Source organism: Chryseobacterium bernardetii, from assembly GCF_003815975.1.
Classification (GTDB): domain Bacteria; phylum Bacteroidota; class Bacteroidia; order Flavobacteriales; family Weeksellaceae; genus Chryseobacterium; species Chryseobacterium bernardetii.
The window spans coordinates 1,383,894-1,398,853 of the sequence record NZ_CP033932.1 but is presented as its reverse complement, the minus strand read 5'-3'; the positions used below and the strand labels follow the sequence as shown (position 1 = coordinate 1,398,853).

Annotated in this window: 7 protein-coding genes; 2 read left to right on the top strand and 5 right to left on the bottom strand. The window is 35.3% G+C overall.

Annotation, left to right across the window (positions count from 1 at the left end):
* Window positions 1-5: 5 nt before the first annotated feature.
* Entirely contained in the window at window positions 6-3,908 is a 3,903-nt protein-coding gene (locus EG339_RS06515; protein ID WP_123869408.1) for a carboxypeptidase-like regulatory domain-containing protein, read from the bottom strand.
* Between the two features lie 1,101 nt (window positions 3,909-5,009).
* On the opposite strand from EG339_RS06515, the gene EG339_RS24745 reads away from it, so the two are divergent.
* Complete coding sequence (locus tag EG339_RS24745; RefSeq protein ID WP_123869406.1) at window positions 5,010-5,237, top strand: superinfection immunity protein; 228 nt, start codon at window positions 5,010-5,012, stop codon at window positions 5,235-5,237.
* 445 nt (window positions 5,238-5,682) lie between these two features.
* On the opposite strand, the gene EG339_RS06505 is transcribed toward EG339_RS24745, so the two are convergent.
* The gene (locus EG339_RS06505; RefSeq protein ID WP_123869404.1) at window positions 5,683-8,742 is read right to left on the bottom strand and encodes a DNA polymerase III subunit alpha; all 3,060 of its coding nucleotides are present in this window, start codon (window positions 8,740-8,742) and stop codon (window positions 5,683-5,685) included.
* A gap of 17 nt (window positions 8,743-8,759) precedes the next feature.
* Window positions 8,760-9,908, bottom strand: coding sequence for a DNA polymerase IV (gene dinB / locus EG339_RS06500; RefSeq protein ID WP_123869402.1), 1,149 nt, complete (start codon window positions 9,906-9,908; stop codon window positions 8,760-8,762).
* A gap of 61 nt (window positions 9,909-9,969) precedes the next feature.
* On the opposite strand from dinB, the gene EG339_RS06495 reads away from it, so the two are divergent.
* Entirely contained in the window at window positions 9,970-10,767 is a 798-nt protein-coding gene (locus EG339_RS06495) for an XRE family transcriptional regulator (RefSeq protein ID WP_123869401.1), read from the top strand.
* 49 nt (window positions 10,768-10,816) lie between these two features.
* Here EG339_RS06495 and EG339_RS06490 read toward each other — a convergent pair whose 3' ends face one another.
* On the bottom strand, window positions 10,817-11,425 hold the full coding sequence (locus EG339_RS06490) for a hypothetical protein (RefSeq protein WP_123869400.1): 609 nt from the start codon (window positions 11,423-11,425) through the stop codon (window positions 10,817-10,819).
* A gap of 2 nt (window positions 11,426-11,427) precedes the next feature.
* The gene (locus tag EG339_RS06485; RefSeq protein WP_123869399.1) at window positions 11,428-14,955 is read right to left on the bottom strand and encodes a DUF6443 domain-containing protein; all 3,528 of its coding nucleotides are present in this window, start codon (window positions 14,953-14,955) and stop codon (window positions 11,428-11,430) included.
* Between the last annotated feature and the right edge of the window lie 5 nt (window positions 14,956-14,960).

The window sequence follows — 14,960 nt, the reverse complement described above, 5'->3', positions numbered from 1 at the left end:
ACTTATTAAAGTTTATGAAGTGCAATGAATACATCAGTGGTACTGTTTTCAGAGATTACCACTTCACTGTTTTTATATCCATCAACGGCAAATTGAGTTTCAGGGAAAACATTGTTGGCATCTATATTCAGCTCATATTTCCCAACAGGGATTCTTTCTATGAGCCAATCTCCTTCTACGTTAGAAAAAGTAAAAGTATAGGTACTTCCATCCTCCCGTTTCAGTACAATTTTAGCGGTCTTTCCTCCAGCACCTTCAATAAACCCTCTCAGGTTTCCAAACGTCTGGGTTTCCCCTCCTCCCATTTGAGCGTCAACAGGTACAATCTGCGAAGATTGCGGAACTTTTGTAGGGTCTTCATAATCCGAAAGGTTATCATCAAACGGAAGCGCTTTTGTCACATTCAGACCAATAGACTGCGCCTGAAGAATAGTAAGAGCTGTTGGCAACCTTGTCGCCCATGCCTTACCATATTTCTCGCCTTCCGTTTTACGCATTTCTTCTACAATGGATAAGAATAAAGGATCATCAATTACAGGAACTTCTCCTGTATTCCAGATCTGCCCTGTGGCCAGGTAATGCCTTACGGCTTCTTCAAAGCCTGGTCTTACAGTGACAATTACCCTTGCCATTCCCGACTGCATAAATGCCCTGAACGTAGGATCATTATCATCAAACTGGTACATCTTATCCCAGTTATTCCTGTTTCCCCAATAGTACGGATAGAAATAATAACTCATGATTTCCCATTCGAAAGCCTGTTCCATAAACTTCACAAAAGCAGTATAGCTGTCCAAAGTGGAATCCAGCTTTACCTCTGTATTGAGGAAGCTCTCCTCTGCGGAATCTGTTTTATAATATTTATTTTTCCCAAAAGTAAGTGCTGCCGAAGGATCCTGGTTTATCATATAAGAAATACAGTTTCTTCTCAAAATCGTATTTTCTATCTGTCTGTAGAATCCCGGATTAGAACCTTTGATCTGTACTCCCTGAGCCTGTATAGCCGCAAGATCCTGCTCGTATTGGGTTTTCGCTTTTTCGTAGGCAGCAATGATTTTGTTGAAAACCTTTTGCAAATATTTAATTTTTCCTTCTCTGTTTAATTCACAGGTAATAGTAACGTTAGCTTCAAAAGAATAGAACCTATCCGTTGAAATACTTATAGGTAATAAATTGGTAATACCTACTAAATAGCCTGAAGTATTAAAGTTCCCCGGAGCACTGCTGTCTGTAATTACTTTTTTGTCTCCGATACTTACGTTTAATAGTGCTCCTGTGTATTGTTTTCCACCATAATTAATGGTATATTCTGTTGTAACATATCCTTCAGGAATTTCCAGATCTTTTTGTAAGCCTACCGCACTGGTGTTTGAATTAGACGCTCCTTCCGGAACCAAATCTTTTCCGTATGAGAACCCTTTAGATAAATATATTTTACCGGCAGGAATGGAATCTACTTCTACATTGTAAACCCCGGACCAATATTTAAGGATGACATCTCCTGACGTTCCGTCCAAAGCCATATAGTTTTCCATTTTGTTTATAGATGATGTTCTCGGGTCTACAGGCTTTATAAGCATATTCTCTGCATTTTTAGAAATTTTCATTCCCAGGCTATGCAGTTTTGCCGGTTCAGGAATCATAAATTCAAACATCATTCGTTTGCCATAGTTGTAGATCTGGTTTTTATAGACCTTATCGACCCAGCGATAAACACCCACAACATGTTTGTCTCCTTTTCTGTTGTCAAACTCATGGATGTTGCTCTCTTCAAACTCTTCAATCATTTTCTCAGTACGTTCTTTATGTACTTTGGTAACAACTCTGTCAGTAGCTTTTTGGGTAATTTCTTTTGCTTGGGTCATGGCCTGACGGGTATTCTCTTCTTTGGAATTATGCGTCGAGAACCCGCCTGCAACACCATAATTAATAGAGCCGCTAGGATATGTATTATGACCGTTTACATAAGCAGAAATATTAGCATCCTTTATATCCTGTAAAGCTTTTGAGATTTCGCTTTGAAGCTCAAAACGATCAGTAGAAGAGGTGTCCCGCAGCTGTTCTTTCTCCGTATCTGAGGATTCCATACTGGTAATTTCACTTCTGGAAGTTTTCTTGGTAGATTTTTCTCTGCGCTCCCTTGCCATAACGTTTTCGATGTGGGCTACCTCTCCCTCTACATAGCCTTGCAGCGATTGCTCTACTTTAAGATAATCTGCTACCCCGATATTTTTCATCCCAAATCCCGACGGGATGAATGCTCCCGGGTTGACAGGGGTAAGAGGGATCTCTGGATCTACAGGCTTTTCTACAGGTGCAAAGGCGGCACTTCCTTTAAAAACAGCTTGTTTCAGAATTCTGTCAATATCAGAAGGGTCTCTGGATAGTGTTACATTCAGAATATACGTTTTTCCATCATCTAAAACCACCTCTCCCTGTAAAACAAAACCTCCTGTATTTAGGGTCTGAGAAGCAGGAATGCCTGTACCATTATAAAAAAGGTAGTTGATCCCATTGACAACCTGGAATATATTGGAAGACGAAATTTCCGTTCCGTTGATCGTAACTTTATACGTTCCGGACACGATAGTATGGGTATAATTATCAACTGTTAACATGATAAACCAGTCTGAATATCCCCTGTTATAAGTTTTTACGCTATAAGGAACAAACCCGTTTTTGTTTAAAGAATCTGCAACAGGGACTAGGACTCCGCCCACTGAGGCAGAAACCTCAGGATTAAGCTGTGTATTGTCTAATACCTGTTGTTGTAAGAGTTGATTATTTCTGGCAACAGCCTGCAGCAACTCTGAAAAAGTAGAAATTCCCTTTAAGGCTTCACTTAGTGAAGCAGTTTCAAAGATTCTGTTTAATGCCGCTTTATTTTCCCCGTTCAAAGCACTTTCTAATGCTGTGCCATCAATTTCATTTCTAAAAGTAAAACTGAATTCAGGAAGCGAAGGAACAGGAATATAAAGTCCTAAAAGCTCTTCTTTTAATTTATATAATTCATCTTTCAGCTCGGTATTCCTTGCAAATAATTCAGGGTCTGAAATACTTAGGTCAGTAATATACTTAATTCTGTTTTCAATGATGGATTTCCGGTTTTCTGTCTCTGATACCTGAGCCTGATATTCTGTCTGAATTGGTTTTATACTAGCCTGGTAACGGGCCTGGGCATCATTATAGGATTGCTGGTATTCTTTCTGGTAAGCTTTTGCTAATTTCTCTAATGAAGCAGTTAATACCTGATTGGCCTGTAGGTTGAAATTTGCCTCTGCAAATTTCATGTTCTTTTCATTGTAGAGTGTATTTGAGCTGCTCTCTACAATTCTGGACGTAGTGCCATTTGCTGCAGAACCAACATCTGTTTTGAATAATTCTTTTGGAAGTACTACTTTAGCATTAATGATATTTTGATAAGTCTCATCTTTTCCGTCATAGAAGTTAAGAATATGAGATAGGTGTAATAACTGCATGATGAATTCCTTAGCATAGAAATCTTTTTGGGTAACAACCTGGTAAACCAGGTTATCCCATAGTATAACGTCTATTGCAACAGTACCATATGCTGATTTACAGGTATTAATTTTACTGTCAAAATCTGTTTTGGAGGCTGTGGCTTTATTCCTGGCTACCCATACCATAGTTTCATAAAAGTTTCCAAACAGTACTTTTAAGTTGGCTTCTGTATATATATCCAATGGAATAGAATGACTGTCAATTTTGGAACAGATAGCTGAGAGTGTCCTCTCAGTAGCTAAATTAAAATCAAAAACACTTGAAGATTTTAGCTTGGGATCTCTGAAAATAAATCTTTTATTCAGGTCTTTAGGATTGGGAAGTTCAGCATTACGCATCGTAGCGAATCTGAAAAGCGTCTGTGACGCATTGCTATTTATTGACATTTGTGTAAATTTGTATAGTTTTATAAATGGTTGAAATTTGGGACTCTTTTTAGTAGAGCTATCCTTGGTTTCAGCCTTATTTTTTTAGGTGGTTTTCAGGCTGATTATCTCCACCGTGAGTTTTAAAATCTAATTTCATTTCTGTGTCATTTATATATTGCAAATATCCATCGAGGGAGCGACAAAACTTGACGCATTATAATTTTATTTACAAAAACAATGAGGATATCCTAAAAGTCAGGCATATCTTTTTGAGAATTAATATTTGAATATACTTCCTGTATAGAGGTACGTACAAAATCGACCAAATGAGAGGCTGCCCAAACTTTTTGGGAAGTCTCATTAAATATTCAAGCTGAATTAATTTATATTTTATTTATACCTTTAGATTTAATAATATTCTACATTTAACCGAGTACTTTAGGAGTTAAATGCTGATAATTTCACCATCCGAATTCTGCTTTTATAATCCAGCAGAAAGATATTTTCCTTCAGGAGTACAAACTTTAGCTACGGTTCTCCCGTATCGATCTCGATCTGTTTTATTTTACAAGAGCTGTGAGGGATTACTTCCTCTCCATAGAACCACCTACCCAATACTCTTTAGAACAGCCTGTGAAATAGCACCTCAGTACGTTCTTCTCAATCTGATCAAAAGTAAATATCTATGGTATGGAGAAACAGCCTATAATCAAACATCCTATAAATGATTATGGTAAAAATATGAGGAAAAGAACATTTTAAAAATAATAAAAAAGCAGTTCCTAAAGATGGTATATTTACAATACACTTATCACAATTACTCTAGGATTTACCTGTAATTTATTCTAAAAAAATTATAATTACTTCTTCACTTTTTGATAAGAGACAATTTATTCCATTATATAACATTTGATTTTATATATTTGCTTACAAATTAAAATAACGTCAAGCGTAAGCTATCGTTTTGGTACATAAAGCCGCGAACTTTAAAATGATAACCAAAAATGATAGACTTACGCCCATGCTTATATGGCGTGGGCTAAGTCTTTCTGGTTATCGGGTACTTCGCGGCACCTATGTACGGATTGATATTAGTTCCACGCTTTTTTATTAACAGGCATGATACAAGTTTTGACCGCAACAACTACCCAACAGGAAGAAGGAGGAGCATTATTTTTAAAAATAATTCTGTTTATATATTTCCTTCCTTCAATGATAGCTTTAATTAGATTACCATTTATAAAATTTAAATTCATTACGGTGTTAATGATTAACACATTTTTTGGATGGAGTGTTTATGGATGGTGGATAGCCTTTTACAAAGCAACATCAAGCGCAAAAGGATAAATTTGTAACCTAAATTTATGTAAGAATACAAGACCTCTGATATAATATGGTAAAGGTAATTTTGAAAGTACACAAAACTGAAGTTGACCCAGTATTGAGTAAGCTCGTAAAACTGGGAATTAAAAATATAAAAATTAAAAAAAAACGAAAAAGCTTCAATCTTTTTCGCTATAAAAACACTTTTGAAGATACTATTAACAAATTGCATGATTAAATACTATCATTCAATTTTATTATTGTCATTGAGTTCTAAGACTCCAGTGACAATTATGATATAATCTCTCAAATTGCATATTAATATGACACCTATATTCAATGTACTTCTCAAGTTACCTATTATCTTAAAGATAAAAGATATTCATCTAATGCTTATAAAGATACTGTATGGGGTAAAAAAGAATGGCTAGGTAAAAACGCTATTCCTAAACCTTTGCATATGTATAAATCAAGATGAACGAAATTTGCTTCTTAATAAACCACTCTCATGAGCCTGCGGGTAAGGTTTTCTATAAGTCATACTGACATCTTCTTTAATCTGTCTGTGGATATCATATTGCTTCTCCTTATCATAAGCATATCTAGGATCAGGAATCATTGGCATTTTGGCCATCTTGTGAATGGTAATGGTTGGAAAATGAAAATCAACTTCTACTGTTCCTAATAATAAATAGCATCCTCCGCCTTGAAAGTCGTATTTTTTCAAACTATCAGGAAAATGGGCTGTATCAAAATAATCACCATTCACATCGATCCATGTACCAAAATACATGGTCCCCTTTTTCGTTGGGACATGTTTTCTTGCAATAAGATAAGCTAACATTTTTACTTGTCTCTTATGATATTGAAGTAAATCTTTTACAAAAACAGATCCTCTATATTTGGTCTTTAGTAAATCAAATGGGCTGCAAGAAATAGGAAAGCCTATCAGCTCGATTTCATCAAAAGCATCCTCAAACTGTTCTCTTTTTAATTGTGGAAGCTTGAATTCTTGAACAGGCTCCTCAATCAGCATAAGTCCTCTTTGTTCAGGTTTAAAATTCACTAATAATATCCGGGCTTCAACCAATAGCTCATTTTTGGGCTTACCCGTAAATCTGAATGCACCAATAAAGATCAGAATCTGTACAGTTTCAATACCAATAGGAATGCGTCTGATAAAATCTTCCAGAGACTTGTACTCTCCATTTTGCTCACGTTGTTCAACAATACCATGAGCAACTTTTGTTTCCAGTCCTTCCAGAAGCATCAGCCCCAAGTAAATATCTGTTCCTTTAAGGGTTGTTTGATATTCACTGGCATTAACACACGGAGTCTGAATATTCCCTCCTGACATTTTTGCTTCATGAATATATACTTCTGTACGGTAAAAGCCTCCCTGGTTATTAATCACAGAAACCATAAACTCCAGCGGATAATATACCTTTAAATAAAGACTCTGGTAGCTCTCCACAGCGTAGGAAGCTGAGTGAGCCTTACAGAAAGAATATCCGGCAAAAGACTCAATCTGTCTGTAAGCTTCAGCAGTTAATGGTTCAGAATGCCCAAGCTTTCTGCAGGAATCAAAAAAATTCGCTTTAACCTCTCTGAGTTTCTCAATTGAACGGCCTTTTCCACTCATTGCCCTGCGTAAAATATCTCCATCAGCTAGAGATAGTCCTCCAAAATACTGTGCAATCTTCAGAACATCTTCTTGATATACCATAATGCCATAAGTTTCCTTCAGGTGCTCTTCAAATATGGAATGAAAATATTCAAATCGTTGAGGATGATTGTGCCTGAATATGTATTCACGCATCATGCCACTTTGGGCAACTCCGGGACGGATGATAGAGGAAGCAGCAACCAATGTTCTATAATTATCACATTTTAACCTTCTTAAAAGTCCTCGCATTGCTGGAGATTCAATATAAAAACACCCAATAGTTCTTCCTATCGATAGATACTTATTGGATTTCTCTTCATCCTTCGATAATTTTGTATTTCGAATATCTACGGTAATTCCTCTTGTTTTTTTAATGAGATTCACAGTGTCATTAATTGTTCCCAATCCTCTTTGGGAAAGAATATCAAACTTTTCCAAACCGATGTCTTCCGCAACATTCATATCGAATTGAACAATTGGAAATCCTTTGGGAGGCATTTCTAATGCTGTATAATTGGTGATTGGTTCTTCTGAAATCAATATTCCACAAGCATGCATGCTTCTTTGGTTAGGAAATTTTTCCAATAACTTACCATACCTCTGCGCCAATTCCACTACAGAATTTTGATCATGCCTTTCCATTGATTTGCTTGTCAAGTCATCCAGTTCTTCCTTCGGTAGGCCAAATACTTTTCCAACTTCCCTAAAAATTGATTTGTACTTAAACTCAACATTAGTTCCACAAAATGCAACATGGTCTTTTCCATATCTGTCGAAAATATATTCTAAGATTGTATCTCTGTTTTGCCAACTCCAGTCAATATCAAAATCTGGAGGGGTCTTACGATTAAGGTTAAGAAACCGTTCAAAGTAAAGATCAAGTTCCAGAGGGCAAATGTCTGTGATTCCTAGACAATAACTGACAATGGAATTGGCACCACTTCCTCTTCCCACATGCATAAACCCCATGCTATTGCTATAACACACAATATCCCAAGTAATAAGAAAATAGGAACAAAAGTTAAGCTCATCGATAACCTTCAGTTCTTTTTCTACTCTCTTTTTAGCAATTTCATGGTTTAATCCATATCTTTTTTCCAACCCTGCATAAGCTAATCTGCGGAGAAGTTTCAAATCATCTTCTTTTGATTTTGTATAAAATTTCTTGTTCTTAACTTCTTTAAAATCAAATTCAAAATAGCATTCAACAAGAATATTCTTTGTATTTTCAATAATCTGAGGGTATCTTTCAAATGCTTTTACAATTTGCTGCTTAGCAATAAAATATTCAGATCTGCGGCAAGCATCTCTTTTGGTAAGTTTAGAAAGCAAAGTATTATTATCAATTGCTCTTAGGATCTTATGCAGTTCATATTCTTCATCAGTACTAAAAGTGATAGGATGAAAAATAACCATTTTAGAAATATACCTTTCATATTCAGGACGGATCAGGAAATTCAATTCCTCCATTCTTACTCCTATATATTCATTGGCTTTCAATTCTGAGGGAATATTACTCATCGGATAAACAATTAATACCTCCTTAAATTCAGGAGCTATTTCAGATAGTTCTTTATCATCACAGTTATGACCTGTAATGACTTTGTTGATCTCACCAATTCCTGAAAATCTTTTGGCAATACCTACATAAAGAAGTTTACCATCCTTTCTAACTTCAATCCCGGGAATGGGTTTTATATTAAACTTTTCACATTCTTTTTTAAAATCATAAATTCCGGTTACTGTATTGATATCAGTCAATACCAGTTCTTTGGCTCCTGATTCATACGCTTGTTTTACCAATTCCTCGATGGATAAAGTTCCATAACGAAGGCTATGAAAAGAATGACAGTTAATAAACATGTTGAAAAGATTTAAAATTATTTTCCGAAATCAAAACCGGATGCCCGTCCTACAGCATCGGATCCGAAACGGTTTTTGATATAATCCATGGTTTGATATAAACTCATCTGCTCCTCAGTATCTTCAAACAGATTCATCTGGTGATTTCCATGAACAAGACCTGTAAAACGAAGCCCTACCAAACGAAGCCTCATTCTTCTGGTATACGCCTTATTGAACAGTTCCAGAGCAACTCTTGACAAGGTGTGATCTGCAGAAGTATAAGATACTTTGCATTGCTTGGTTTCCGTATCGAAATTGGCATATCTTATTTTTACCACCACTGTAGAAGTCAGCCATTTTTCATGTCTCAATTGATAGGCTAACTGTTCTGCCATTCCTGAAATCAATCGTTTTAGCTCGATAATATCCATAGTATCATTGGAAAAAGTCCTTTCAGTTGAAATAGACTTTCTTTCAGAATAAGGAATAACAGGATTCTCATCAATTCCGTTGGCTTTTTTCCAAAGTTCTTTCCCGTTGGCACCAATCATTTGCTGCAGAACAAGTACCGGCATTTCAGATAAGGTATGAATCGTCCGGATCCCTATTCTTGATAGCAACTGGAAAGTCTTGTCACCCACCATTGGAATTTTTTTAATGGATAAAGGATTTAAAAATGGTTGCACTTCCAATTCTTTGATTTCCATTCTGCCTACAGGCTTAGCTTCTCCTGTACCAATTTTTGAAACAGTCTTATTCGTTGATAGTGCAAAGCTTATTGGAAGGCCTGTCTCTTTAGTAATGGTCTCAGCGATTTCTTTTGTCCATTGATAGCATCCAAAAAACTTATCCATTCCTGATAAGTCCAGATAAAACTCATCAATACTTGCTTTCTCCATCAGTGGAACTTTCCCCTGTATAATTTCAGTTACGGTATGAGATAAATTTGAGTACATTTCATGATCGCCCCGGATCACTTTTGCATCAGGACACAATCTCACTGCCATACGGATTGGCATTGCTGAACGAACTCCAAACTTTCTTGCTTCATAGGAACAAGAAGCAACTACTCCACGGTCTCCACCTCCTATGATAAGAGGAATACCTTGAAGCTGAGAGTTATTACGTCTCTCACAGGATACAAAGAATGTATCAAGATCCATATGTACAATTGCCCGGTTCACGTTACAAAATTAGAGACTATTTGTCCCAAAATGATTATATTTGCTGGTACAATTTGTCCCAATGTCAACTTTTGCAGATAATATAAGGTTTTTGAGAGGTAAGCGAGGCCTATCCCAACATGCTTTTGCTAGTGATATTCTGATCATCAGCAGAGATCGGTACTCCAAATACGAAAGTGGTCGCTCAGAAGCGCCCTACGACGTTTTAATAAAAATTTCGAAGTACTTCAATGTAAGTATTGATCTACTTCTTACTGTTGATATTCGAAAATATCCATTGGAAGATATCCTGAAACTTCCTGATAATAGAATTGTCTTACCTGTTGTGGTAGACCAATTAGGAAACAACAGCATCGAAATCGTTCCGCAGAAAGCATCAATGGGCTATTTATCCGGCTACAGCGATCCAGAATATATTGAAGGATTGCAAAGAATTACACTTCCTTTTTTAACTAACGGAAAATACAGGGCTTTTCCAGCTCAAGGGGATTCCATGCCTCCTTTTAAAGATGGATCTTATATTATCGGAAAGTATGTTGAAAATATTGAAGATCTAAAACCTGGCAAAAGCTACATATTTGTTACCTTCAATGATGGGATTTCTTATAAAAGATTCAATGCTAAGAAGAAAAAATCAATTATCGTAGCAGCTGATAATCCTTTTTATCAGCCTTATGATATTCCATTAGAAGACATTGTGGAGATATGGCAATATGCTTCGGGTATATTTCCAGAGGATTTTGAACCTGACAACAGAGATCATAACGTAAAAGACATGTTTCTGGAACTACGAAAAGATATTCAGAGATTAGAAAATGTAGCATTTAACGTCAACAAACAATCTCATAAAAAAGTCTAACCTGCCTTTTAGCTGGTTAGACTTTTAAAACTATTGATTATTTACGTCATTACTCAGTATAACTGTCTATTATCCTGTTATAGTATGTCCACTGATTTTCATTAAATCCGATACTATCATCCAAATCTTTTATATACTCTTTTATAGGAAGACATGGATTAAAACTTGTAAAGAAACTCGAAAAATATTCCTTCATATCTTGAGTTTTAAACCCAATAATAGCTACTTCCAAATCTCTTGACCCTGCTATAGCCCATTCATCAGAATTACTTGAGAACAAAGCAATATCATTTGAACTGTAACCTATGGAGTCTATTACATTATTATCCGGTTCCTTATAAAGAATATCTTCAAATTCGTTAAAATCGGTTGAAGTACTAAAGCTAAAAACATTATACTTATTGAATGATAGGAAATAATTTTCTGGTGAAGGATTGATAGTATAAAATATTATCTTTTCAGATTTTATACTTATTAAAAACATAACCAAAGTATCAAAAAACGAATTATCAAAAATATAATCAAAATCAAAAGCTAAATAATATTTTAATTCATTATTAAATATATTATTCTCTATCTCTTTATCAGAATTGAATAATCGTAGAAACCTACTTCTATAATCTTCAAATTCTTGTTTATTTTTTACAAAATCAATCATTGTTATGGTTTTAATCTTATTTTAATGTCTGTTTTTCCTTTTCCATCAGGACTTTTTCTAAAATCTGCTGTTGGGCTTCCTTCTTTACTATTCCGTCTCACCGTATAAGATTTTCCGTCTTTCGAATAAGTAGTTCTCTCTCCATCTGAAGAAGTTGTTTTTTCAAATCCGGATTCTTCTAAATTCTTTTCAAACTCTCCCTGAGAGATATTCGTTTCCCTGTTGTTAACAGCTCTTTTACCAGTCTTTGATTCATAAAGCGAATTTTCTCCATCTTCTTGAGGAACATCTGTTCCATTCACATCTTCTTCAGCTGCATCTTCTGTTTTCATGCTACCATAACCAGCACCAGGATCTGCAATGGTAGTATATCCTGTAGTTGGTGTACTAAGATGATTGTATGTCCACCAAACCCCCGCTGTTGCCAACATTACAGCTGCTACTATATCTGCGGGTCCAGGTGCCGGAGAATCAACTTGTGAGACATATAGGGCCATCATTGCTAAACTACCAGGTCCAGAATTCTTGTTTCCTGCTTGACCTGTAAAGGTTATTTCCTGAATCTGAGTTTCACTCTCTCCACTTGGAAGTACATTAATTGCACTAACTCCCTCTGGACATTCAGGCGGGCACTTTCCAATCAATTCACCTTGCATACCTGTTGGATCAGCAAACTTTATTGGGTTATTCCAAACGTAACTATATGCTTCATGAGTATATTGACTCCTTGGATCAATTACACTCCATCTTCCCAAATCCGGCATATAGAATCTTGCGCCATAATCATACATTCCAGTCTCCTGCAATTCCTTACCATTGTATTTGTAACTATACAATCCTCCAAAATTAGAAAGACTAAACATTCCTGAGATGTGGTTTAACCCAAATGGATAATAGTCGTTTGTATCTGTTACTTCAAGAACTCCTGCACTGTTTTTGGCAAAACTTACCCTGGCATTGTCTAAATGATCTTTATACTGGTAAATATAACGGTTTTCTGTGAAACTGTAAAAACCTTCCGCTGTAGGTACAAAATCCAGTATCCATCTTGGGGGGAGTTCCAGATCAGGAAAAACTTTACTGATACTTCCATAAGCCTGTTGTTCAAAAGCAGACTCTGTACGACAGGTTATACATATTCCGTCACCTTCTCTATAAGTATACTGAAACCCATCTAAATAATCAGTTGTAGTGTAACTGGTTGAACCTCTTACAGGTCTGCTTGAATAGATTTTTCTAAGCTTAGTTCCGTCTGCACGGTAAAGATAGCTCAGACCTATATACATAGGAAGCCCAAACTTGTTATCCTGAATTGAATAGGAGTTGGGTAAATTTAAATAATTATAAACAATAGAATAGATCCCCTTATCATTCATAGTGGTCATATTTCCATTTGCATCATAATCAATCATATTATTCCCGCCTTCATACCCTGCATCATTCATGGCAGATTCTATAACTTGATTCAAACGGTTTCCTGTGTATTTATACTCCAGGTTATCTACCAAAGTAGAGGTTCCTCCCGATACAGGAATCGCATTTCTTTTCAAGGTATTGATATTTCCGTTCAGGTCATAAGTAAGGTATTCATCAAAATTACCATTAGCAGGATTAGTGGCATTAGGTTCTGAGTAGAAGCCATTTTTTAAACGATTCAGGGAATCATACTGATAATTATATCTTTTCAAAATATCTTCTGAAGAATTTCTCCAGTCTATCTCTGCAATATTTCCATTAAATCTGCCAGGTGAATTTGTGGAGTTTAATGGATTATTGTACTTTATTTCATATCCAAATAATTTTCCATTCAGATTAGAAGGATCATTGATTTTAGTCAACCACCCTCTGATATTATATCTGTAATCTACTGTTTGTAAAGGATTAATAATATCCGTTCCACCTATTTTTTTAGATTCAAGCTGGGTAAGTTCATTATACTTGTTCTGGGTAAGGATTTCAACAGCGTTGGCGTCTACCTGGTGTTTATGTACGAGCAGTCTGTTTTGGTTATCATATTCAAAATTTTCTGTGATTACCCTTTCCTGATCTGTTTCCAGCCTTTTATGCTTAGTGATTACAGTTTGGACTACTCCTACAAAATCCAGCCTAGATTCTGTTTTAGTATAACCGCCCAGATGATTAATAGAATGTGTACCAATTATTCTGGCCTTATTGTCATAATAAGTATAATTCTTTGTCCAGCTATCATCTTCAATATTTTTAACAAAACTCATTACTGGTAAATTCTTAGTACTTAAAATATTACCAATAGAATTATCTGTTAGTGTATTTGCACCCAATATGCTAGATGGAAAAACAGGATTAAAACTATAGGATTGATAAGTGTCATAATAGTTTATACTTAGTATAGTCATACTCTCTGTTGGAAAAGCATTTTTAGTGTAATACACATCCATCCCATTTATTGAAAACGGAGCAGTACTTCTTTCTTCATTATTCCCAGGATTAGCTGTCATGTTATTTATGGCAGTTTGCAAATCTACTCTAGTAGATGTATTAGCAAAAAATCCTGTATAGACAATCCTTCCAAATTTATCATACTTATTAAATAACCAACCTTTCTTTTTAAAGCTATTTTCTAATGTTCGTAAAGCTGGATCTTGAGTTAGTACCTTTCTGTTTTGCTTATCATAGATAATATACTCCCACCCTTTACCTGGTATTTTCTTTTCTACCAATCTACCTTTGTTATCATACTTATACTCATAATAAAGTTTTTCAAGTGTACTAGGCTCAACAGTTGGTGCAGAGGCAAGTGGTGGAATTACATATACTAATCGGTCATAATCATCATAAACATAATAAGTATCAGCATTTTCAGTAGAGCTCAATATCTTTCTAACTAATATTATTTGCTCTTTACTATTTTTAAATTTAATGCTTTTATTTCCATCCTCATCAATTATAGTGTTTTTATATAATTGATTTGCATCATAATATTGAAGAAGCTTTACCGAAGATTTATAAACTTTATTTATCGGATCCCATTCTGTAATTGTTTCGTATTTTCTTACATAATCTTCAAAAATATTAACATCATAACCAAATTGTACTGATTTCCCATCCCAAGCAATTCCTAGCGGTTTTTCCTGTTTTATTCTGTTTAAAGGTGAGTTTTCTATTACTGTTTCAGAGTATATTTTCTCACTTCCGTAAATTTCCGGATCAGTAGCATTACTTAAGGGACTAGAGTAAATAGCTCCATTCTGTGTAGAACTTTGTGGAACTGGAAGAAAGTTTTTGATTTTCCTTCCAGAATTATCATATTCTATATGTTTTACTATATCTCTTCCTTTTGGAGATCCCTTCACATTAATGGTTTGTTTAGGTGCTCCTAATCTGTTAAAATATTGTATCTTATTAATTTGCTTAGCTGTTGAACTACTCACATTAACAGGTTCCAAATACTTCTTTTCTTGTATATAATTTTCTTCTGTACTTGGAGAACTTTGCGCATATGTTACTCCAATACAAGTAAAAATTTTAATTAAAATTATAATTTTTCTCATCTGTT

Bases quoted from the DNA above. Each gene is read 5' to 3' on its own strand.
- EG339_RS06505 (WP_123869404.1), bottom strand. From the start codon at position 8,742: ATGTTTATTAACTGTCATTCTTTTCATAGCCTTCGTTATGGAACTTTA.
- EG339_RS06515 (WP_123869408.1), bottom strand. From the start codon at position 3,908: ATGTCAATAAATAGCAATGCGTCACAGACGCTTTTCAGATTCGCTACG.
- EG339_RS06490 (WP_123869400.1), bottom strand. From the start codon at position 11,425: ATGATTGATTTTGTAAAAAATAAACAAGAATTTGAAGATTATAGAAGT.
- EG339_RS06495 (WP_123869401.1), top strand. From the start codon at position 9,970: ATGTCAACTTTTGCAGATAATATAAGGTTTTTGAGAGGTAAGCGAGGC.
- EG339_RS06485 (WP_123869399.1), bottom strand. From the start codon at position 14,955: ATGAGAAAAATTATAATTTTAATTAAAATTTTTACTTGTATTGGAGTA.
- EG339_RS24745 (WP_123869406.1), top strand. From the start codon at position 5,010: ATGATACAAGTTTTGACCGCAACAACTACCCAACAGGAAGAAGGAGGA.